Here is a 22,530-nt window from a genome sequence, read left to right on the forward strand (position 1 = left end):
CCATGAGCAATATTCTTGACGTTCAGGGCCTGACAACGGTCTTTAAAACCCATGATGGCGATGTCAAAGCCGTCAATGATGTCAGCTTTTCCATCAAGGCAGGCGAAGCACTGGGGATTGTCGGTGAAAGCGGATCGGGCAAAAGCCAGACGTTTCTATCGATCATGGGCCTGTTGGCAACCAACGGCTATTCCACCGGTTCGGCCAAACTGACCGGACAGGAACTGATCGGCCTGCCCACGCGCGACCTTAACAAGGTGCGCGGCTTGCGCATGTCGATGATTTTTCAAGACCCGATGACATCGCTTAACCCCTATATGCGCATTTCCAAGCAGCTTTCCGAAGTGCTGGTGCATCACAAGGGCATGAGCGAAAAAGACGCCCGTGCCAGTGCGCTGGAAATGCTGGACCGGGTGCGCATCCCCGAGGCCCGCAAACGGTTTGACATGTATCCGCACGAATTTTCGGGCGGGATGCGCCAGCGTGTCATGATCGCGATGGCGCTATTGTGTGAACCGGAACTTCTGATTGCCGACGAACCGACAACGGCACTTGATGTAACAGTACAGGCACAAATTCTGGATTTGCTGGGCGATTTGAAACGCGACTTTAACACCGCCATTGTCATGATCACCCATGATCTGGGCGTTGTCGCCGGTATTTGCGACCATGTGCAAGTAATGTATGCCGGGCGCATTATTGAAAGTGCTCCCGTCAACGAACTGTTTGCCAACCCGCAACATCCCTATACCGCCGGGTTACTGGCATCCTCCCCGCGCCTTGATATTGTCAATAGCGAGGAAAAGCTGACCACCATCCCCGGCCAGCCGCCCAACCTGCAACGCCTGCCCACCGGGTGCAGCTTTGCCCCGCGCTGCCCGCATGCGTTTGATCGCTGTATCGCAGAGCTGCCCATGCCCCGGCCAACAGAAACCCGCAGCCCGGATCATTCGCCAGACGACATCCACGTCAAAGCCTGCCATCTGGAAGACCATAAGGGACTCGCCGCATGACTGTTGAACCTGTTCTTCTCGATGTCAAAGACCTGAAGGTGCATTTCGATGTACCTGCGGGCGGTATTTTGTTCAAAAAAACGGTGCCGTTAAAAGCCGTTGATGGCGTCAGCTTTCAAATTAAATCTGGCGAAACACTGGGTGTGGTGGGCGAGTCCGGGTGTGGTAAATCCACGCTGGGGCGGGCCATTTTACGCCTGATCGAACCCACAGCAGGCGAAGCCGTCTGGCTGGGGCGCGATCTGGCGTCGATCAATCACAAACAGATGCAGGCCCTGCGCGCTGATCTTCAGATCATATTTCAGGACCCGCTGGCCTCCCTTGACCCGCGCATGACCATTGGCCAGATCATTTCCGAACCGCTGATCACGCACCGGCCCGAACTGACCAAGGCACAGGTCCGCGAAGAAGTGCGCGAAATCATGGAACGTGTCGGGCTTTTGCCCGATATGATCAACCGCTATGCCCATGAATTTTCCGGCGGGCAGTGCCAGCGCATCGGCATTGCCCGGGCGATGATCTTGCGCCCGAAACTGATTGTCTGTGACGAGGCGGTTTCGGCACTTGATGTTTCCATTCAGGCCCAAATCGTTAATTTGTTGCAGGAATTGCAGCGCGAATTTGGCCTGGCCTTGCTGTTTATCAGCCACGATCTTTCAGTCGTGCGCCATATCAGCCACCGTATTTTGGTGCTGTATCTGGGCAATGTGATGGAGATTGCGGACCGCGACACCATTTATAACGCACCCAAGCACCCTTATACCAAGGCGCTGATTTCGGCCGTTCCCATTCCTGACCCGATCCTGGAACGCAACAAGGAACGCATTGTGCTAACCGGGGAGCTTCCCAGCCCGATCAACCCGCCTTCGGGCTGCGTGTTTCGCACACGTTGCCCCTATGCACGCGAAAAATGCGCCACCGATGTGCCAAAGATCGAGGTATTAGGCCCCAAACATCAGGTTGCCTGCCATTTTCACCGTGAAATGTAGCTTTTGCCGCAAACCGAAATGCCAACAGGGCAGTTTTAAAAGCTGCCCTGTTGGCATTTAAAACGGTGTAATCGCCGGTTTATGCCGCCCGCAAATAGCGGTTCACATCCACTGCATCACACTGGCCGGGCTTTAAATAGGTATCGCCGTAATCGCGATAGGCCCCACTGGTTAAAAACAGTTCAAACAGGTTGCTGTCAATTTTACCCTGATCACGCATGGCGCCCAGAATTTCGATACATTCCGACAGCATTTTCGGCTTTTTATAGGGTCGGTCAACCGCTGTCAGGGCTTCGAAAATATCGGCAATTACCATGATTTTTTCCAGCGTCCCCATCTGGTCGCCGGTTAAACCGCGTGGATAGCCCGACCCATCCATTTTTTCATGATGGTTGCCCGCAATGGCAGGCACATTGTGCAACCCCACCGGAAACGGCAACTGGGCAAGCATGTCCTGGGTAATTACCACATGGTCATTAATGATGGCGCGTTCTTCCGGGGTCAGCGTGCCGCGCGGGATCGACAGGTTATAAATTTCGCCATTATTGGCATGGTTATAAACCTGATCCTGACGGTCTGATAACAGGGGCTCAATGCCGGGCTGCGCCAATATCACGGCTTCCTCGGGGCTGATGCGGCTGCTTTCGGCCCAGGAAAGGCCGGCAGTGCGGTCAAAATTACGCTGCCAGCTTTGCCCGGCAATTTCGCGAATAACTGTCACCGTGGTCAGATCGATGTTTTCAGTGCCAATATTGCTTTGCGCCACCAGCCCGAACTGGCGTTGTAAATCGGCGCGGCAGGTTTCAAAATCGGCCTCACAGCGCGCCTTGTCCTCGCCCGCCAACTGTCGGCGCAGCATGTCTATTTCGGCATCGCGCAACATCACTTCGAACCGGGTGCGAATTTCGTGAATGCGGTTATGGATGGTTTCCAGTTTGGTGGCTTTTTCCACCACATGTTCGGGCGTAACAATTTTGCCAATATCATGCAGCCATGCCGCCAGATCAAGCTCATACCATTCCTGATCGCTTAAACTGAAACTGCCAAACGGGCCGCTTTTCTGGTCCACGGCGGCCTGCGCCAGCATTTTGGCCAACACCGGCACACGTTCGCAATGCGCGCCGGTATGGGGCGATTTGGCATCGATGCCCTGGGCAAGAATACGGACAAAACTGTCAATCAAATCGCGCTGGGACTGTAACAGGCGCCGGTTTTCAAGGGCCACCGCCGACTGGCTGGCAAGCGCCATGACCAAAGGTTCGATCATGGGGTCAAACGCAATCACGCTGCCATCATCGCGCCGGGCATTGATCAGTTGCAAAACGCCAATCACCCGACCGCGCGCACTTTTAAGCGGCACCGTCAAAAATGATTGCGAGCGATATCCTGCAGCCGCGTCAAACCGCCGGGTACCGGAAAAATCAAACCCTTCGGCGGCATAGGCATCGACAATATTAATCGGCTCGCCGGTTAATGCGACGTAACTGGCAATGTTCTGGTGGTTTGGCGTGCCATCGGGCAAATAAAGCGGCAAGGGCGGAAACGGATATTGCTGCTGATCGCCCGCAACGACAAAACGGTTCAACGTGTCGTTGACCATGATGCGAAAATGCAGTTCGCGCTCGTTTTCATTAATCAGATACAGCGATCCGCCATCGGCATTGGTAAAATCGCGCGCGGCTTGCAGAATTTTCTGATGCAAGGCACTGCGGTCATGCTCGGCTGACAGGGCAATCCCCAGATCGACCAGTTTTGACAACTGATCGGCTGCGATATTTTGCCTGGGCCGCGACGACACGGTCTGCCGGGGTATGATGTGTTCCGCAAATTGCATATCAAACTGATTCCTGTCCCGAAACGACGGTCGTTTTTGCCGCCATATCCGGTTTTACGTAATTCCACCTATAAGGTTTACTACCCGTTCTTAAGTATATGCAATAACAAGCCCGTGATTCCAGTAGGGGCGGGTAAAAAACCGTCCTCACAATGTCGTCAGACTTGATAAAATCGCCAAAATCCTCTATCGCAGCGACACAGCGTGCGGATCACGTGCCGCGAGGGCCCCGCACCGCACAACCCCCTTGCCCGGAGACCCTGCATGATCCCCCGTTATTCCCGCCAACAGATGACCGCCATCTGGGAACCGGCGAACAAGTTTCGCATCTGGTTTGAAATCGAGGCCCACGCCGCAGACAAACTGGCGGAACTCGGTGTGATCCCCGCAGAAGCCGCCAAACTGGTTTGGGAAAAGGGCAACAAGCCCTACACCCAGGACCGGATTGACCGCATCGACGGCATTGAAGCCGAAGTCAAACACGACGTTATCGCGTTCCTGACCGAGCTTTCCGAACAGGTTGGCGAAGAAGCCCGTTTCGTTCATCAGGGCATGACCAGTTCCGACGTGCTTGATACCTGCTTTAACGTTCAATTGGCGCAAGCAACCGATATTCTGCTTGAAGACATGGACAAATTGCTGGCCGCCCTTAAAAAGCGCGCTTATGAAACCAAGGACGTTGCCTGCATGGGCCGTTCGCATGGTATCCATGCCGAGCCGGTAACCTTTGGCCTGAAACTGGCAACTTTTTATGCCGAATTTGCCCGCAACAAAAAACGCCTTTTGGCCGCACGCGAAGAAATTGCGACCTGCGCCATTTCGGGTGCGGTTGGCACATTTGCCAATATCGACCCCAGCGTTGAAGAACATGTTGCCGTCAAACTGGGCCTTGCCGTCGAACCGGTTTCAACCCAGGTCATCCCGCGTGACCGCCACGCCGCCTATTTCACCGCCCTTGGCGTTATTGCGTCCTCGGTCGAACATCTGGCCACCGAAATTCGCCATTTGCAGCGCACCGAAGTCCGCGAAGTGGAAGAGTTTTTCTCCAAGGGACAAAAGGGTTCGTCGGCAATGCCGCACAAACGCAACCCCGTCCTGACCGAAAACCTGACCGGGCTGGCCCGCATGGTGCGCTCCATGGCAATTCCGGCAATGGAAAACGTTGCCCTGTGGCATGAACGCGATATTTCGCATTCCTCGGTTGAACGTAATATCGGCCCCGATGCAACGGTAACGCTGGACTTCGCCCTGATGCGTTTGACCAATGTTGTTGAAAATCTGGTGATTTATCCGGAACGGATGGACGAAATCCTTAACCAGATGGGCGGCCTTGTGTTTTCGCAGCGCGTGTTGCTGACCCTGACCCAGTATGGCGTTTCACGCGAAGATTCGTACCGCATCGTTCAGCGCAACGCGATGAAGGTCTGGAACCGCGAAGGCGATTTGCTGTCGCTTTTGAAAACCGATGCCGACGTGACGGCCCGTATCCCCAATGACAAACTCGAAGCTCTGTTTGATCTGGGTTATCACACCAAGCATGTTGATACGATTTTTGCCCGCGTTTTTGCGGACTGATCCTAAAGCTCGTTGATCAAAACCGATCAACGAGCCCCTCAATCGGCGGGCGGGCTCATTGAACCATTGCCTTTCGCGGTACTGGCCGCGCCTAACCAGATCCCCATAAGTCAATTTCATGAAAATCTGGTATCATCCTGTTCGCTGACACCCGAAATTGCCCGACACCCCTGCTTTGAAAGCGGGGGTGTTTTGCTTTGACCGCGACCGCATTTTTAAATCGAAATGTCCTGTGCTTCGTTTAAAATCCAGTCGCGAAACAGTTTTACCTGCCCGCGCAATTCGGCATTTTTGGGATGCACCAGATAATAGCCAAACGGCACGGCCAAAACACAGTCCGGGAAAAGCGGCACCAGCTTGCCTTGCAACACATCTTCTTGCGCCAGTAATGGCACCGCCATCAATATTCCCTGGCCGTAAATCGCCGATTCAATGGCCACAGATGTTAAATCGACATCAATCTTGCGAATGGCCTTGATCTGGTTGTTATCAAGCCCGGCAAACGTGCCAAGCCATTCCGGCCACCACGCATGCAATGTATCGTTCAACAGGGTGGCGCGCACGATATCGGCGGGCTGGCTCAAGCCGATGCGATCGCGATATTCCGGCGCGCAAAACAGGGCGGCCTGCCCGCGATGCAACAATATTGATTGCAGGTTTTCTGCATCACCACCGAAATAACGAATGGCAATATCGACCGGGTCACGGCCAAAATCGGCAACCTCGGACGAGGAACCAACATGCAGTTCGGTGCCGGGATGGGCGATTAAAAACCGCGACATCCGTTTGGAAAACCATTTGGCGGCAAAGCTGGGTGGCATCACCACCCGAACCGATTGCGCATATTGGTGACGCAAGGCCAAACTGGCATCGGTAATTTGCGCCAGTGCCGGGCGAATGCGCGCCGCATAGGCCAATCCGTCTGCGGTTGGTTCAACGCGGCGCACATGACGGGTAAACAGCAACACGCCCAGCCAGTCTTCCAGCTTGCGAATTTGCTGGCCGATGGCGCCGGGCGTCACGTTCAGCTCTTCCGCTGCCAGAGAAAAACTATTCAACCGGATAGCAGAATCAAACGCGTGCAATGCTTTTAGCGGCGGAACATCAGGCATAATACAGATTTTCTATTCCATATATCAGATAACATGATTTGTAGCTGATATAGCGGCCTTCTACAATCGCGCTCAAATACAGCCTTTCGCGCAATGGATGTGCCATGAAAAATTCCGGATATATCGCCTATGTTATCCTTGGCCTGATTTGGGGCACGCCGTTTATTTTCACCCATTGGGCGGCGGTTTATATTACTCCGGCGCAAATCGTTCTGGTGCGCGTGATATCGGGTTTCATTCCGGTTTTGCTGTTTGCCATCGCCACCCGCGCGCTAAAATGGCGGCATTTGCGCCATGCCCACCATTTTCTCGCCATGGCGGCCCTGGCAACGGCGCTTTATTATCTGGCATTTGCCAAGGGCACCATCTTGCTGCTGACCAGCGTTGCCGGAATGCTCAGCGGGGCGATTCCGCTATTTTCCTGCCTGTGCGCATTGGTGTTTTTGCGAAGCGAACCCCTGGGCCGACAGTCCATTGGCGGCATGCTGATGGGTTTTGCCGGGGTGCTGGTGATTGCGCGCCCGTGGGAAACCGGGCTGGGCACGGTTGACCCGATGGGGGTGCTGTATATTGTGCTGGGATCGCTAAGCCTTGGGGCGTCGTTTGTGTATGCGCGCAAATTTATCAGCCCGCTCGGCATTGCCCCGGCGGCCCTTTGCACCTATCAAATGGGGCTGGGGGCGATTGCCTTGCTCTTAACGGTCGACCTTGGTGGTGCCAGCGCGATTTTTAATGATACCAAAGCCGCCATCGGCCTGATTCTGGGTCTGGGTGCTGTTGGCACCGGTGTTGCCTATATTTTGTATTATCTGATTGTGCAAAAACTGGGGGCCGTTACGGCCGCCAGCGTGACTTATATCCCGCCAGTCGTAGCCCTGTTTATTGGCTGTGCATTGGCAGGCGAGCCCCTGCACCTTCTTGATCTGGCGGCGACCATTGCCATTCTGGCCGGGGTTTTCACCATGCAGGCCGGTCGCCAGCGCCATATCAAAACGCCCAGTCCGCAAAAATGCCCGGTCTGATTGCCCCGCTCTCAACCAGCGGGGCTGGTTCCTGCGGCAATGTCACAGGAACGTCAAAGCCCCCCGTTTCTCATCAAACGGGGGGCTCTTTTTGTGGTCAATCGGGCAGTCGATGGTTATTTTTCCGGCTGGGCAGCCGCCGTAACAAACGCCGAAATCAGCGGGTGGGTGTCGCCTTTTAACGCCGAACGTTCGGGCTGAAACGCCGTGCCGATAAAAAACGGATGATTGCGCAGTTCAACCGCACGTGGGTCGCCATCGCCATCCCAGGCACTGACAACCATGTCGCTATCGGCAAATAACGGCACATATTGCCGGGCAAAACCGTAACTGCACCGATAGGTTTCGGTGGCCGACGTCCGACCATAATATTGGGCAATCCGGCTTTGGTCGCCAAATTCAATATCGCCGCCCTGATCAATCAGGGCACACACCAGCGGCGCGATCAAAGGCAAAGCCGCACCTGGATTGACCTCGGCATTATCGGCATCGGCCAGCCCCAGCACATTACGGGCAAATTCCAGCACCGCATGCTGATACCCGCCGCAGGTGCCCAAAAATGGGATGCCGTTTTCGCGCGCATAACCAATGGCACCAAGCGCGCCGCTCATACTTGCATAAGGGCTGGCCGGGACACACCAGATGGCATCAAAACCGCCCAGCACAGTTTGCGGCACGGCAGTGACAAGCGTTGATGTATGTATCCATTCAATGCTGGCATCAACACCGTTGGCCGTAGCGGCAAGCCCGATCGCAACAGGAATGGCCTGATGGGCGGTGACGGCGGCGTTAAAATCGCCAATCAGGGCAATACGAATATTTGTCATGTTTAACCTCGTTCATCGGGGAAGACCCCCTTAAAAAACCGAGGGATACAGCGACCCGCACAAAAGAAAACCGGCCCGCGAAACGGGCCGGAATGCAAAGCGTTTTCACCGCTGCCTTTGTCAGAAATACTACAAAGTGCCCGAACGCGCCATATCTTCCAGCGCAATTTTTACCGCCTGCGCCCGGTTGGACACATGCAGTTTGCGATAGACATTTTTAAGATGATATTTAACCGTGATTTCGCGCAAATCGAGGTGACGGGCGATATCCTTGTTCGGTCGCCCTTCTGACAGCAAAGCCAGCACTTCGCGTTCACGCGGGGTCAAACGGGCAAAGTCGCCTTCGCGGCCAAACTGCCCGGCATGCCGGTTGCTGCTATATTCGTTTTTATTGCCAAAACCATCAACGAAGTTGCTGAGAATGCTGGACGGCAAATATTTTTCCCCGGCCAGAACCAGCCGGATCGCATTTGCCAGCGCTTCGCCGCGCAAGGTTTTGGGAATAAAGCCATATGCGCCATTTTCGATCGCGTGGCGAACATCTTCGCCATTATACGCGCCGGAAAGCAGCACAACAGGAACCCCCTCCCCTACTTTTTCAAGTGTCAGCTTCAACCCGTCCAGCCCGTTCATTCCAGGCATGCGCAGATCAAGCAAGATCAGGTCAAAAGGGTTCTCCGGGTCAATCTTTTCCAGCGCAGGTTCAAGAGAACCGGCTTCGATAACTTCACAACCATCAAAATATTGCTGGAATAAAAGAGATAACGCCTCACGAACCAGATCGTGATCATCTGCAAGAAGGATACGCAAAACTCTCGCCTTTCTCTAGCGGATGCAAGGCATTTTGCCCCAAACCGTATACATGTTTATATATTGCCAGTTATACGATGACAATTCCAACCAAAGTTGATCAGACCAATAGAATAGGCGAGCCCCTAATAGTTTGCAAATCCCAACTGGTTCACCAGATGCGTTTTATTCAATCAGATGAATAAAACGCATCATCAAAATCATATTGGCACCCCGTTTCACAAGACTTCCGCCCGTGCTTGTGGTCGCAGTTCCTCCAGTCGGGCGGTTAATTGCGATAGCGTGATATCTATATTGTGGCGGGCGAAGTCGGCCAGCACCAGGGCGGCCACACCATTGTCACGCGGGTTGGTGACCACCGCGGTCACAATTTTGTCTGCATATTGCGCACATTTGGCCTCATCCATGCCCATTTCATGGGCGGCCCATTGCGCAAGCAATTTATACAAATGTGCTTCCACCCGAAAATTCTGCTCCAGATCAAAGCTGTATTTGGCTTCAAATCCGCGTTCGCGGTCTGTCATCCTGCCCATGGTAGCCTCCCTTTCCATTGTGCCTGGCGAGATATTTTGCCTTGCCTATATATCTGTGTCCGGTAACAGTCATTGTCACGCGCCGAACGTCTTTTTTTCTTTTCAATTTGACAAAAACCACACTGAACGGCTTTGATCTGGAACATGTGTACAGTCATTATTTTACGCCGTCCCGACCATGAATGGCCGGTTTTGATCGGCGCCAATCGCGATGAAATGAAAAGCAGGCCCTGGCTGCCCCCTGCCCGCCACTGGGATGACCGCCCCGATGTGACCGCCGGGCTGGACGAACTTGGTGGTGGCACGTGGCTTGGCATTAACGAGGACGGGGTGGTTGCCGCCGTTTTAAACCGATACGGCACCCTTGGCCCGGCCGAGGATAAACGGTCACGCGGGGAGCTGCCGCTTGAAGCGCTCGACCATGCCGATGCCATTATCGCCGCCCAGTCGCTGGCCGCCCTTGATGGTGATGCCTATCGCCCGTTTAACATGGTGATTGCCGATAACCGCGATGCCTATTGGCTGGCCAACCGCGGCAATGGCAAAATCGATATTCAGGAAATCCCCGAAGGGTTTTCCATACTGACCGCCCATGACATTAATGATAAAAAAAACAGCGAACGTGTGGCGCGCAACCTGCCACGTTTTATCAGCGCGCCCGTGCCCAACCCCGAAGCCGATGACTGGTTTGCATGGCAAGCCCTGATGGCCGACACCGGAATTTTGCCCCGCGACCCCGACCATCACGATATTCGTAGCGATGCCATGCTGGTTCGCAGTAATATCGGCTTCGAGACAGTTTGTTCGTCCCTGATCGGCTTGCCGGGCATTCCAACAAGCGAAAATGAACTGCCCCGGCGCCCGGTCTGGTTGTTTGCCAATGGACAGCCGGACAAGACGCCGTTCCAGCCGGTTGAAATCTAGAAGCGATCATTGCAGAATTCGATTATCAAACCTGCGTAAATAGACCTTACGCGACAATTGAGTTTCCGGGCCAGCACTGCTATAGGAAGGGCGTTTCCAGGGTGCATGGGCCAGCCCCAACTGCCAAAATGTGAAAGATCCCGCCAGATGTCGAGAAAACGACCGATTTACGAAGGTAAAGCCAAGGTTTTGTACGAAGGCACAGAACCGGGCACGATCATCCAGTATTTCAAGGATGATGCCACCGCGTTCAATGCCCAGAAGCGCGGCACCATTGCCGGCAAGGGCGTTCTGAACAACATGATTACCGAATTCGTGATGCTTCGTCTGGCCGAAATCGGGATTCCGACGCACTTCATGCGCCGTCTTAACATGCGCGAACAGCTGGTTCGTAAAGTCGAGATCGTGCCGATTGAAGTTGTGGTCCGCAACATTTGTGCCGGTTCGATGGCCAAACGTCTGGGCCTTGAAGAAGGCATGAAACTGCCCCGTCCGATTGTCGAATTTTATTATAAAGACGACGATCTCGGCGACCCGATGGTGTCGGACGAACATGTGCTTGCCCTGGGCTGGGCAACCCCTGAAGAACTCGAAGAAATTGTCGGTTATTCGCTGCGAATCAATGACTATCTGTGTGGTCTGATGCGCGGCATCGGCATTAAACTGGTTGATTTCAAACTGGAATTTGGCCGGATTTTCGACAACGAGTTTTCACAGCTGGTTCTGGCTGACGAATTCAGCCCCGACAATTGCCGCCTGTGGGATGCCATCACCAACGAAAAGATGGACAAGGATCGCTTCCGCCGCGATCTCGGTGGTGTCGAGGAAGCCTATCAGGAAGTGGCGCGCCGCCTTGGTGTCCTGCCTGAATCGGCCGAAATAGAGTCGCTGAACAAAGACGCGACGACCTAAGAATCAGGGCCGCGCTTGCGCGGCCCTTTTATATTGGCGCCGGCTCGGTGGTACGACCGGCATTGTCTGCTTTAATTGACGATCGCCTCTGGCGACTGTGAACCAACCAAGGAGCTTCTCGTGAAAGCACGCGTTCATGTCACCCTGAAGAACGGTGTCCTCGACCCGCAGGGCAAGGCAGTTCATCACGCCTTGCAAGGTCTGGGATTTGCTGGTGTCGAAGATGTCCGCCAGGGCAAATTCATTGAACTTGAACTTGACGGTACCGATGTGGAAAAAGCCCGCAACGACGTTACCGAAATGTGCGAAAAGCTGCTCGCCAATACGGTGATCGAAAACTACGACATCGACATCGTCGCTTGATCCGGACGCGGGCCCGGCGGTGAAACGCCCCAAAGCCCGCCCGCCTAAACGGGAGATTGGCCAGTGAAAGCTGCAGTTATCGTATTCCCCGGTTCGAATTGTGACCGGGATGTCCAGGTCGCCCTTCAAAACCGGATGGGCACCGCACCGCATATGGTGTGGCATCGGGAAACCACCCTTCCCAAAACCGATCTGATCGTCCTGCCGGGCGGTTTTTCCTATGGCGACTATTTGCGTTGTGGTGCCATGGCGGCCAACAGCCCGATCATGCGCGCCGTTATTGCCGCCGCACAGGCAGGCACCCCGGTTTTAGGCATTTGCAACGGCTTTCAGATTTTGATCGAGGCCGGGCTTCTGCCCGGTGCCTTGATGCGCAATCGCAATCTGAAATTCATCTGCAAGGATGTTCATTTGCGGGTTGAAACCACCGACAGCATCTTTACCAACCGCTTTAATAACGGTGAAATTATCAAAATTCCGGTCGCCCATCACGATGGCAATTATTTTGCCGATGATGAAACCGTTAAACGCCTGAAAGGCGAAGGGCAGATTGTCCTGCGCTATTGCGATAACGAAGGCGAGACCACCGATGTTGCCAATATCAACGGGTCGGCATCGAATATCGCCGGGATCATTAATGAAGAACGCCGTATTTTTGGTCTGATGCCGCACCCCGAACGTGTCATTGAACCGCTGCATCGCGGCACGCATGGTGCGATGATATTTGATTCGCTGATGGAGGCGCTGGCATGAGCGAGATCACCCCGGACGTTATCAAAAGCCACGGTCTGACCGATGACGAATACAAACTTGTTCTCGACATCATGGGGCGCGAGCCGAACCTGACGGAACTTGGCATATTCTCGGTCATGTGGTCCGAGCATTGCTCGTACAAATCATCGAAAAAATGGCTTAAAACCCTGCCGACCAAGGCCCCCTGGGTTATTCAGGGCCCCGGCGAAAATGCCGGTGTGATTGACATTGGCGACGGCCAGGCAGCCATTTTTAAAATGGAAAGCCACAACCACCCGTCCTTTATCGAACCCTACCAGGGTGCAGCCACCGGTGTTGGCGGTATCATGCGTGATGTGTTCACCATGGGCGCCCGCCCGATTGCCAACCTTAATGCCTTGCGTTTTGGTGCGCCCGAACATCCCAAAACCCGCCATCTTCTGTCTGGCGTGGTCGAAGGCATTGGCGGTTATGGCAACTGCATGGGTGTGCCGACCGTGGGCGGTGAAACCAACTTCCATCCGTCCTATAACGGCAATATTCTGGTCAATGCCATGACCGTTGGTCTGGCCGATACCAACAATATTTTCTATTCGGCTGCCGCGGGCATTGGCAACCCGGTGGTTTATGTCGGCTCGAAAACCGGGCGCGACGGCATTCACGGGGCCACCATGGCCTCGGCTGAATTTGACGATGCCTCGGCCGATAAACGCCCGACCGTTCAGGTTGGCGACCCGTTTACCGAAAAACTGTTGCTTGAAGCCTGCCTTGAACTGATGGCAACCGACATGATCGTCGCCATTCAGGACATGGGGGCCGCTGGTCTGACCTCGTCTTCGTTTGAAATGGCGTCCAAGGGCGGTGTTGGTGTCGAGCTGTGGCTTGATAAAGTCCCGATGCGCGAAGAAGGCATGACCCCCTACGAACTGATGTTGTCAGAATCGCAGGAACGCATGCTGATGGTGCTTAAACCCGGTTGCGAAGAAGCCGCCAAGGCCATTTTCGACAAGTGGGAACTCGACTTTGCCGTGATTGGCAAACTGACCGACAGCAAACGCATGACCCTGATGTGGCATGGCGATGTTGCCGGTGACCTGCCGATTGATCCGCTGGCCGAAGCCTCGCCGGAATATGACCGCCCGTGGGAAGAAACCCCCAAGCAGGACCGTATTTCAGCCGACAGCATCGAACAAAAGATGCCGCACAGCGAAGCCCTGAAAACCCTGATGGGGTCGGCCGATTTGTCGTCGCGGCGCTGGATCTGGGAACAGTATGACCACATGGTGATGGCCGATACGGTTGTGCGCCCCGGTGGTGATGCCGCTGTTGTCCGTGTTCACGACACCCGCAAGGGCCTGGCCGTGACCACCGACTGCACCCCGCGCTATGTTAAAGCAGACCCGGTTCAGGGTGGTATGCAGGCCGTTGCCGAAGCCTACCGTAACCTGACCGCCGTTGGCGCAACCCCGCTTGCCATTACCGACAATATGAACTTTGGCAACCCGGAACGCCCGCGCATTATGGGGCAGTTTGTCGGGGCCTGTAAGGGCATTGCCGAAGCCTGCATCGCACTGGATTTCCCGGTGGTTTCGGGCAATGTGTCGCTTTATAACGAAACCAACGGCGAAGGCATTTTGCCAACGCCTGCCATTGGCGGCGTAGGTATGCTTCCCGATGTTGGCCGCATGGCCACCATCGCGCTGAAACGCAAGGATTCGGTACTGGTCATGCTGGGTTCGCCCACGGGTGAACTGGGCCAGTCGGTATATCTTAAAAACATCGAATGCCGCGAAGAAGGCGCACCGCCCCCCGTTGATCTGAATTCGGAAAAACGGGTTGGGACGCTGGTTCGTGGCCTGATCAATGCCAATGTTGTGCGGACCTGCCACGATATTTCCGATGGTGGCCTGTTGGTTGCCGTTGCTGAAATGTGCCTGGCGGGCAATATCGGTGCCGATTTGCACATGCCCGAAAGCGGCAGTGAAATTGCGTGGCTGTTTGGCGAAGACCAGGGCCGCTACATTGTCGCCACCCGCGACCCCGACAGCGTGACCAACGCAGCCGCCAATGCCAATGTTCACGCTGTGATTATCGGCAATGCCGGGGGCACCGCCATCACCATCGAAGGCGAAGACCCGCTGGAGTTAGACGAGTTGCGTAAAGCCCACGAAGGCTGGATGCCCAACTATATGGCGGCCCCGCTTAACTAGGGTCGGCACACACCAAACTAAAACCCGCCGGGTTGTTTTATGACCGCCCGGCGGGTTTTTCATTGAGACCAATTATCGTTCATGGCTTATGATGATTTCCGGCTGCTTGTTTTTGTCCTGGGCATGAAGACCCGCACAACATGACAAACAAGCGTGGGGGAATTGTGTTTATGCGTGCATGTACCAGGCGTGTCACATGGCCAGCTAGCGTGTTGTGTTTGCTGATGGCTGCGTTTTTTTTGTGCCTGGTGCCCGATCGCGCCGGGGCGGAAACCGTTTATGTCGATGATGCCAACCCGCCTTTCATGTATGGCAAACATGGGCGGGCACTGGGGATTTATCCCGATCTGGTGCGCGAAATATATCATCGTGCCAATTTGCCGGTCACGGTAAGTGCCGTTCCCTGGAAACGCGCCCTGGATGATGCCGCCAACGGCATGAACAGCATTGCCGGGGTGTATCAAACACCGGCACGGCGCGACACATTTGCCTTCACCCATCTGATTTATGTTGAAGACCTGATGGTCTATCAAAAGCTCGACCATCCTGTTTCCCTGAACTCGATTGATGATTTAAACGGCCATACCATCGGCACGGTGCGCGGCTGGAATTATGGCCAGTTGTTTAACCAGCATCGCAAACAGGGCCGTTTTGCCATTTCAGAGGCCGCAAGCGACCGGCAAAACATGCAAATGCTGGCAATGGGCCGGGTCGACATGGTGATTGCCATTCGCGAAGCAGGCAATGAAACCCTGCGCAGGCTTGGGCTTGACGACGTGATCAAGGCATCACAACAGCCGCTGTTTTCCTATCCCACCTTTATTGCCGTCAATCGCAAAGCCACGACAGCAACCCTGATCCCGGTTTTAAATCAGGCCATTCTCGACATGCGCAAGGATGGCACATGGACACGGATCGTAAATGAAGCCCTGAACCACCCTGTCCTTCAATCCGATTAAAAAATGCGGATCGGGGACAGAAGCAGACAAAACAGAGCCGGTCAGGGTGACTGACCGGCTCTGTTTTTCATCATATCGCAATATCGCCCTTGTATTCGCCCGACACTTATACATAGCGTACCCGGCGTCAAACGACGCGAAATCTCAACGAAACGAGATTTTCGGAAACAGGCTTTTTTTCGGTTTGGCTTTCGGGCCAACCCGTTCATCAATGGCTGCCGCAATCTGGCGGGCAATATTGGCATAGGCTTGCGAATGTGCCCCGTCCGGGTCGGTTTCGATAATCGGCTTGCCTTCATCCGCCCCCAGGCGAATTTTAAGGTCGAGCGGGATTTCACCCAAAAATGGCACGCCCAGTTCATCGGCTGCCTTGTGCGCGCCGCCATGGTCAAACACATGGTCGACATGCCCGCAATTGGGGCACTGATAATAGCTCATATTTTCGATCAGGCCGAAAATTGGCACATTGACCTTGCGAAACATGTTCAGGCCCTTGCGCGCATCAAGCAAGGCAATGTCTTGCGGGGTGGATACAATCACCGCCCCGGTCACGGGCACACGTTGCGCCATGGAAAGCTGAATGTCCCCGGTGCCCGGCGGCATATCGACCACCAGAACGTCAAGCTCGCCCCAGTCGGTATCGCGCAGCAGTTGTTCAAGCGCGCCCATCGCCATTGGGCCGCGCCAGATTACCGGCTGTTCTTCGTCAATCATGAAACCGATCGACATGATTTTCACCCCAAAGGCCGAAGGCGGCGTGATTTTGCCTTCCTTATTGGAATGGGTCGGCTTGGCGGTGCGAAGCCCCATCATGCGCGGCAGGGACGGGCCATAAATATCGGCATCTAACAACCCGACCGACAGCCCCTGACGGGCCAGCGACAAGGCCAGGTTAACAGCGGTTGTCGATTTGCCAACGCCGCCCTTGCCCGATGCCACCGTAATGACGGAGCGGATCGCCCCCAGATCGAGCGGGCGTTGCCCGCTCCCCGGTGTGGCTGCCGGTCGCGTGCCGACACCCGCGGATGCGGGCTTATGGGCATGGTCATGGCCGTGTGAGTGGCCATGTGAATGTCCGCTATCGGGTTGCGACGCGGGCTGCTGTGGTGCTTTTGCACCGCCACTGCGCTCGGCAGTCAGGGCGACACGGGCTGTTGTGACCCCGTTCACACTATTTACTGCGCGCTCGGCCGTTTGGCGCAAATCTTCCAGTGACGGGCCGCGTTCGGGATCGACACCAATCATAACAGTGACATTTTCACCATTTATATCAATGCCTTGTATCATATTTTTATCAACAATACTTTTGCCATCGATCGGGTCGGTAACACCGTTTAAGGCAGCAAGTATTGTTTCGCGAGTGGGGGAAGTCATGTTGCGGTCTCCGATTTTTGGCTTATGTCCTTGAACAGTTAGGGCATATGGGTGCCTATCGTTGTTTTGCGCGGCTAGCTGTCATATAAGGCGGAAGAGCCAGGTAATCAAAGACAAACACCGAACGGCAAGGAGGGGAAGACACTCGATGCCATGGAATTCGCAAGGGGGCGGTGGCCCCTGGGGTAATGGCGGCGGCAATAATGGCGGCCAGAACCCATGGGGAAAACGTCCTTCAGGCGGGAACGGCGGCGGCGGAACGCCCCCCGATCTAGATGAAATGATTCGCAAGGGCCAGGAACGCCTTAAACGGCTGTTTCCTGGTGGTGGTGGCGGCTTTAAGGGCATTGTCCTTATCGGTCTGGCCATTGTCGGCATTTGGTTGCTGACAGGGTTTTACCGCGTTCAGCCAGGTGAACAGGGTGTTACCCTGTTGTTTGGCAAATGGGTCGGCACAACGGGACCGGGTTTGAATTATTTTCTGCCAGCGCCAATTGGCGAGGTCATCACTCCGAACGTAGAACGCACCAATCAGATCGAAGTTGGCTATCGCGGATCCGGCATGGGGGAAAGTTCCACCCGTGACGTTCCCGAAGAAAGCCTGATGCTGACCGGTGACCAGAACATTATTGATATTGATTATGTGGTTCAGTGGCGCATCCGCGACGCTGGTGCTTATCTTTTCAATATTCGTGACCCGGAAACCACCATCAAGCTGGCATCTGAAAGTGCCATTCGCGAAGTGGTTGGTAAAACCGATCTGGAAGCCGCATTAACCGTTGGCCGTGTTGAAGTTGAAGAGCAGACACGGACATTGCTGCAAAGCATTATGGATGGCTACAAATCCGGGATTTTCATTTCCGAAGTGAAAATGCAGAAGGTAGACCCGCCCAAAGAAGTTATCGACTCGTTTAACGACGTTCAGCGGGCCCGTCAGGACCGTGACCGTTCGCGCAACGAGGCCCTTGCCTATCGTAACGACATCATCCCGCGCGCCAAGGGTAATGCCGAGCGCATGATCATGGAAGCCCGTGCCTACAAGGATCGGGTTGTGAAGGATGCGCAAGGTGAAGCATCGCGTTTTGACTCGGTCTACAATTCCTATCTGACCGCCAAAGACGTGACCAAGCGCCGCCTGTATCTTGAAACCATGCAGGAAGTGCTGCAAAGCTCGACCAAGGTTATTCTGGACCAGAAAGACGGCGGCAACGGCGTCGTGCCTTACCTGCCGCTACCTGAAATCCAGAAGAACACCGCCAGCCAGAATTCGGGAGGCGACAAATAATGGCAAGTCCAAAACTTATTATCGCCGCCGTCGTCCTGGTCGTTGTTGCGATTGTTGGCTCGATGTGCGTGTTCACCGTCCGCCAGGACAAACAGGCACTGGTGCTGCAGTTTGGTAACCCGGTTCATGCAATTTCCGAACCGGGCCTGCATTTCAAACTGCCGATCCAGAATGTCGAGTATTACGAACGCCGTATTCTTGACCTTGATCCGCCGGTACAGCAGGTTTTGCTGTCTGATCAGAAGCGCGTCAATATTGACAGCTTCGCCCGCTGGAAAATCGTTGATCCGCTTCAGTTCCGCAAACGTGCGCTGAATGTGGACCAGTTTGTCCAGATTTTCGGCCAGCGCCTGAACTCGGTTATCCGGGGTGAATTGGCACAATCACCGCTAATCGCCCTTCTGACCGACAACCGGGCCCGCATCATGGAGAAAATCCAGGCGGCCCTGATTGAACCGGCCAAGGATTTTGGTGTTCAGCTGATCGATGTCCGTATCGGCCGAACTGATCTTCCCAAGGAAACCTCGCAGGCGGTTTATAACCGTATGCAGTCGGCCCGTATTGCCGAGGCCTCCCAGCTTCGTGCAGAAGGCGAGGAAATCAAGTCCAAGACCCAGGCCGATGCCGAACGTGAAAAGGTCATTCTTTTGGCCGAAGCACGCCGCCAGTCCGAAACCTTGCGCGGTGAGGGCGACGCGGAACGCAACAAGATCCTGGGGGCGGCCTATAACAAGGATGCGAAATTCTTCGAATTTTATCGCTCCTTGCAGGCTTACCGTGAAGCGTTTGCGAACGGTTCAACCATGGTCCTGTCGCCGAGTTCTGAATTCTTCAAATATTTTAATCAGTCAGAACCCGACGCAAGCCGCTAGACAAATTGATAAGGCGACCGGCATACTCTGCCGGTCGCTTTTTTAATTCATAAATAATAAACGGGAACGTCCGCGCCGATGAAAGAACTCGCCACAGCCATTCTTCTGGCAATCGCGCTGGAGGGAATGTTTTATTCGCTGTTTCCGCGCGGGGCGAAACGGGTCATGGAACTGATGCAGGAAATTTCCGAAGCCCAGTTGCGCATCGGCGGTCTGGTTGCAGCGGTTTTATGTGTTGCTGCAATTTGGGCAATGCGCCAGTTCTGGCAATAATCCCTCCTCAACCACCTGTCATTACCTGCCCCGTGGTCACAGACAGACCGGTTGACACAATATCCCCCACAGAAAACAGACTTCCACCTTACACTTGCCCTTTTTTCGCCAAACTCGCCCCTAATTTGGGAGAGGTGCGATGCAGTCCCTTGCATCGCCTGCTGCATAAATCATAAAAATCTCCGTGAACGCGGCAACAAACAGGATCAGAAACCATGCGAAAAGCATTTTACAATCCGGCCCGCAAGCTCTCTGCGGCGCTCGTGATTGTGTTATTCGGTGTGACGAGCATCGCGCAAAGCGCGTATGCCCGCGGCGCACCCGACAGTTTTGCTGATATGGCAGAGCGACTGCTGCCAACGGTTGTCAACATTTCCACAAGCCAGCTTGTCGCTGATCGCCAGGGCCCGGATTTCCAGTTCCCTCCCGGATCCCCCTTTGAAGACCTTTTCCGTGATTTCATGGAACGCAATGGTCAGGGTAAAGGCCAGGAACAAGGGCAGAATGCGCCGAAAAAACACCGCGCAACGGCTCTGGGTTCAGGCTTTATCATTTCGGCGGATGGTTACATCGTCACCAACAACCACGTGATTGACGGTGCCGACGAAATTTCGGTCACCCTGCACGACAACGAAACCCTGCCAGCAAAACTGATTGGCCGGGACGCAAAAACCGACGTTGCTCTGCTCAAAGTGGATACGAAAAAAGACCTGCCCTTTGTCAAATGGGGCGACTCGGACAAAGCCCGCGTCGGTGAATGGGCCATGGCCATTGGCAACCCGTTCGGCCTGGGTGGCACGGTTACCGCCGGTATTATTTCGGCGCGCAACCGCGACATCAACCAGGGTCCGTATGATGACTTCATTCAGACCGATGCCTCGATCAACCGGGGCAATTCCGGCGGCCCGCTGTTCAACATGGACGGCGACGTTATCGGCATTAACAGCGCCATTTATTCGCCTTCTGGCGGGTCGGTCGGCATTGGCTTTGCCATTCCGTCGGCTATTGCCGAATCCGTTGTTGATCAGATCAAGGAATATGGCCGTCCGCGTCGCGGCTGGCTGGGTGTTCACATCCAGACCGTCACCGACGACATTGCCGATTCCGTTGGCCTGAAAGAATCTTATGGCGCCATGGTTGCAGGTGTTACCAAAGATGGTCCGGCTGAAAAGGCCGGCATCAAACAGGGTGACGTAATTTTGAAATTCGACGGTAAAAAAGTCGAAAGCATGCGTCGTCTGCCGCGTATCGTTGCCGAAACCAAAATTGGCAAATCGGTTGATGTTGAACTGTGGCGTGATGGCGAGAAAAAAGACATCACCGTCGATCTGGGCGAGCTGAAAGAAGAAGCCGCCGCAGATAACAGCACCGATGACCAGCAAGAACAGGCACCGGTACAAACATCCAGCGAAGCCACCATTGACGCCCTTGGCCTCAAGGTTGCCAATGTTGATGATGACCTGCGGCAGCGCTTCAACCTGACGGCCGATACCGAAGGCGTTGTTGTCACCGATGTCGACACTGCCAGCTTCTCGGCTGAAAAAGGTGTTCGTCCGGGCGATATCATTCTTGAAGCATCGCACCAGTCGGTCAGCACGGTTGATGAAGTACAAAAAGCAGTCAAATCGGCACAGGATGACGGTAAACGTACCATCCTGATGTTGATCGAAACCTCGGCCGGGCCGCGTTACTTTGGTCTGACCCTGGACAAGCAAGACAAAAAAGACAAATAAGCCGTTCGGAAATTAACGAACTTGAACGACAAGGGGCGGCCTGTTCAGGCCGCCCCTTGTTGCATTGTGGTATATATAAAACCGGAACGGCGAACGCTGCTGGGGTTCAACCGCCCACAAACTGATCGCGCCCATAACCTTGCAAATATAACAACGCCGTCAGATCGCCATGATTAATGCGGATGCGGGCTTGTTTTTGTACCGATGGCTTGGCATGAAAGGCCACACCGGTTCCCGCAATCGAAATCATCTGCAAATCATTGGCCCCGTCGCCAACGGCAATGGCATCCTGGGCTGTAATGCCGTTTTGGGCGGCCAGCATTTCCAGCGCATCAACCTTCGCCTGGCGATCCAGTACCGGTTTTTGCACCTTGCCGGTCAGAGTATTGTCCGCATGAGTCAGCAAGACATTGGCCTGATCAAAGTCAAAACCAAGTTCGCGACGCACGGCCGATGTAAAAAAATCAAACCCGCCCGAGACCAGTGCTGCAAAGGCCCCGTTGGCCCGCATGGTGGCGACCAGTTCGCGCGCGCCGCTGGTATATTCAACCCGTTTCCAGGCTTCATTCAGCATCGCGCTTGCCATACCGGCCAGCAATCCGACGCGTTCATCGATGGCGGCTTCAAAATCAAGTTCACCGTTCATGGCGCGCGCGGTGATCGCGGCGACGCGGTCTTTGACACCGGCAAAATCGGCAAGTTCATCAAGGGTTTCGCCGGTTACAATCGTGCTGTCCATATCGGCAATCAGCAGTTTTTTGGCGCGCCCGGTGGCCGCCTGCACCACCTTGTCGGCATCAATATTACACTTTTCCAATGCCTGATCGGCCTGGCCAAGCGTTATGCCCTTAAAGGCAATATCGCAGGCTTCATCTTGCGCCAGCCAGACAACATCACCAAGGTGTGCCCCGGCCGCCTTTAAGGTGGTGGTTGCCTTGTCAATCATGTCGGGGGTCAGGGCACCGGAATTTGGCGCGGTGATCAGGGTCAACACCAGATCCATTTATACAGGCTCCTTGCTGGCTGTGCTTGCGGGTTCGCCGCCTTTATCCTGACTGCGCGGACCAAAGACAAGAAAAGTTTCGGTAAAAGCGGAACATCACCGGAGTAGAAACATTGATACAATAGGGAGCTCTGCTATCTTGGACGATAATTTTTGCCATAATCCCCAAAAAGAA

The 22,530-nt window shown here is 54.6% G+C and carries 21 protein-coding genes; 14 read left to right on the forward strand and 7 right to left on the reverse strand.

Features of this window, described 5'->3' with window-relative positions; translation table 11 throughout:
* The first annotated feature begins 2 nt into the window (after positions 1–2).
* Both TMES_RS10700 and TMES_RS10705 read left to right on the forward strand, forming a co-directional pair.
* Positions 3–1,013, forward strand: a complete 1,011-nt coding sequence (locus tag TMES_RS10700; RefSeq protein ID WP_085582315.1) for an ABC transporter ATP-binding protein — start codon at positions 3–5, stop codon at positions 1,011–1,013.
* Positions 1,010–2,002, forward strand: coding sequence for an ABC transporter ATP-binding protein (locus TMES_RS10705; RefSeq protein ID WP_085582317.1), 993 nt, complete (start codon positions 1,010–1,012; stop codon positions 2,000–2,002). Before TMES_RS10700 ends, TMES_RS10705 begins: the two co-directional genes overlap by 4 nt.
* 79 nt (positions 2,003–2,081) lie before the next feature.
* Here the strand turns inward: TMES_RS10705 and TMES_RS10710 are convergent, their stop codons facing one another.
* Entirely contained in the window at positions 2,082–3,836 is a 1,755-nt protein-coding gene (locus TMES_RS10710; protein ID WP_085582319.1) for an HD domain-containing phosphohydrolase, read from the reverse strand.
* A gap of 264 nt (positions 3,837–4,100) precedes the next feature.
* Here TMES_RS10710 and purB point away from each other — a divergent pair, with 264 nt between their 5' ends.
* Entirely contained in the window at positions 4,101–5,411 is a 1,311-nt protein-coding gene (gene purB / locus TMES_RS10715; RefSeq protein ID WP_085582321.1) for an adenylosuccinate lyase, read from the forward strand.
* A gap of 215 nt (positions 5,412–5,626) precedes the next feature.
* On the opposite strand, the gene TMES_RS10720 is transcribed toward purB, so the two are convergent.
* The gene (locus TMES_RS10720; protein WP_085582323.1) at positions 5,627–6,523 is read right to left on the reverse strand and encodes a LysR substrate-binding domain-containing protein; all 897 of its coding nucleotides are present in this window, start codon (positions 6,521–6,523) and stop codon (positions 5,627–5,629) included.
* Positions 6,524–6,627: 104 nt separating this feature from the next.
* Here TMES_RS10720 and TMES_RS10725 point away from each other — a divergent pair, with 104 nt between their 5' ends.
* Positions 6,628–7,545 (forward strand): DMT family transporter, encoded by a 918-nt coding sequence (locus TMES_RS10725; protein WP_085582325.1) that lies wholly within the window; start codon positions 6,628–6,630, stop codon positions 7,543–7,545.
* A 116-nt stretch (positions 7,546–7,661) separates the two neighbouring features.
* On the opposite strand, the gene TMES_RS10730 is transcribed toward TMES_RS10725, so the two are convergent.
* The 3 genes from TMES_RS10730 to TMES_RS10740 form a co-directional block, all read right to left on the reverse strand.
* Complete coding sequence (locus TMES_RS10730) at positions 7,662–8,372, reverse strand: CTP synthase C-terminal region-related (seleno)protein (RefSeq protein WP_085582327.1); 711 nt, start codon at positions 8,370–8,372, stop codon at positions 7,662–7,664.
* 129 nt (positions 8,373–8,501) lie between these two features.
* Positions 8,502–9,182 carry a response regulator transcription factor gene (locus tag TMES_RS10735; RefSeq protein WP_085582329.1) on the reverse strand — a complete coding sequence of 227 codons (681 nt, stop codon included), beginning with the start codon at positions 9,180–9,182 and terminating at the stop codon, positions 8,502–8,504.
* A 218-nt stretch (positions 9,183–9,400) separates the two neighbouring features.
* Positions 9,401–9,715: a DUF1476 domain-containing protein gene (locus TMES_RS10740; protein WP_085582331.1), complete on the reverse strand. Its 315-nt coding sequence runs from the start codon at positions 9,713–9,715 to the stop codon at positions 9,401–9,403.
* A 144-nt stretch (positions 9,716–9,859) separates the two neighbouring features.
* On the opposite strand from TMES_RS10740, the gene TMES_RS10745 reads away from it, so the two are divergent.
* From TMES_RS10745 to TMES_RS10770, 6 genes are all read left to right on the forward strand, one after another.
* Entirely contained in the window at positions 9,860–10,639 is a 780-nt protein-coding gene (locus TMES_RS10745) for an NRDE family protein (protein ID WP_085582333.1), read from the forward strand.
* 147 nt (positions 10,640–10,786) lie between these two features.
* Positions 10,787–11,551: a phosphoribosylaminoimidazolesuccinocarboxamide synthase gene (gene purC, locus TMES_RS10750; RefSeq protein WP_085582837.1), complete on the forward strand. Its 765-nt coding sequence runs from the start codon at positions 10,787–10,789 to the stop codon at positions 11,549–11,551.
* A gap of 120 nt (positions 11,552–11,671) precedes the next feature.
* Entirely contained in the window at positions 11,672–11,914 is a 243-nt protein-coding gene (gene purS / locus TMES_RS10755; RefSeq protein ID WP_085582335.1) for a phosphoribosylformylglycinamidine synthase subunit PurS, read from the forward strand.
* Between the two features lie 63 nt (positions 11,915–11,977).
* Positions 11,978–12,667, forward strand: coding sequence for a phosphoribosylformylglycinamidine synthase subunit PurQ (purQ, locus tag TMES_RS10760; RefSeq protein ID WP_085582337.1), 690 nt, complete (start codon positions 11,978–11,980; stop codon positions 12,665–12,667).
* Positions 12,664–14,856, forward strand: coding sequence for a phosphoribosylformylglycinamidine synthase subunit PurL (gene purL / locus TMES_RS10765; RefSeq protein ID WP_085582339.1), 2,193 nt, complete (start codon positions 12,664–12,666; stop codon positions 14,854–14,856). Before purQ ends, purL begins: the two co-directional genes overlap by 4 nt.
* A 224-nt stretch (positions 14,857–15,080) precedes the next feature.
* On the forward strand, positions 15,081–15,815 hold the full coding sequence (locus TMES_RS10770; protein ID WP_158091224.1) for a substrate-binding periplasmic protein: 735 nt from the start codon (positions 15,081–15,083) through the stop codon (positions 15,813–15,815).
* Between the two features lie 144 nt (positions 15,816–15,959).
* Here TMES_RS10770 and TMES_RS10775 read toward each other — a convergent pair whose 3' ends face one another.
* Positions 15,960–17,189 (reverse strand): Mrp/NBP35 family ATP-binding protein, encoded by a 1,230-nt coding sequence (locus TMES_RS10775; RefSeq protein WP_085582343.1) that lies wholly within the window; start codon positions 17,187–17,189, stop codon positions 15,960–15,962.
* Between the two features lie 148 nt (positions 17,190–17,337).
* Here TMES_RS10775 and hflK point away from each other — a divergent pair, with 148 nt between their 5' ends.
* From hflK to TMES_RS10795, 4 genes are all read left to right on the forward strand, one after another.
* Positions 17,338–18,474 carry an FtsH protease activity modulator HflK gene (hflK, locus tag TMES_RS10780; protein ID WP_085582345.1) on the forward strand — a complete coding sequence of 379 codons (1,137 nt, stop codon included), beginning with the start codon at positions 17,338–17,340 and terminating at the stop codon, positions 18,472–18,474.
* The gene (hflC, locus tag TMES_RS10785) at positions 18,474–19,346 is read left to right on the forward strand and encodes a protease modulator HflC (RefSeq protein ID WP_085582347.1); all 873 of its coding nucleotides are present in this window, start codon (positions 18,474–18,476) and stop codon (positions 19,344–19,346) included. Before hflK ends, hflC begins: the two co-directional genes overlap by 1 nt.
* A gap of 78 nt (positions 19,347–19,424) precedes the next feature.
* Positions 19,425–19,619 (forward strand): DUF2065 domain-containing protein, encoded by a 195-nt coding sequence (locus tag TMES_RS10790; protein ID WP_085582349.1) that lies wholly within the window; start codon positions 19,425–19,427, stop codon positions 19,617–19,619.
* 215 nt (positions 19,620–19,834) lie between these two features.
* Entirely contained in the window at positions 19,835–21,352 is a 1,518-nt protein-coding gene (locus tag TMES_RS10795) for a DegQ family serine endoprotease (protein ID WP_085582351.1), read from the forward strand.
* A gap of 106 nt (positions 21,353–21,458) precedes the next feature.
* Here TMES_RS10795 and serB read toward each other — a convergent pair whose 3' ends face one another.
* Positions 21,459–22,355: a phosphoserine phosphatase SerB gene (gene serB, locus TMES_RS10800; RefSeq protein WP_085582353.1), complete on the reverse strand. Its 897-nt coding sequence runs from the start codon at positions 22,353–22,355 to the stop codon at positions 21,459–21,461.
* Positions 22,356–22,530 lie beyond the last annotated feature (175 nt).

Origin of the sequence: Thalassospira mesophila (genome assembly GCF_002115755.1) — a bacterium.
Lineage (GTDB): Bacteria > Pseudomonadota > Alphaproteobacteria > Rhodospirillales > Thalassospiraceae > Thalassospira > Thalassospira mesophila.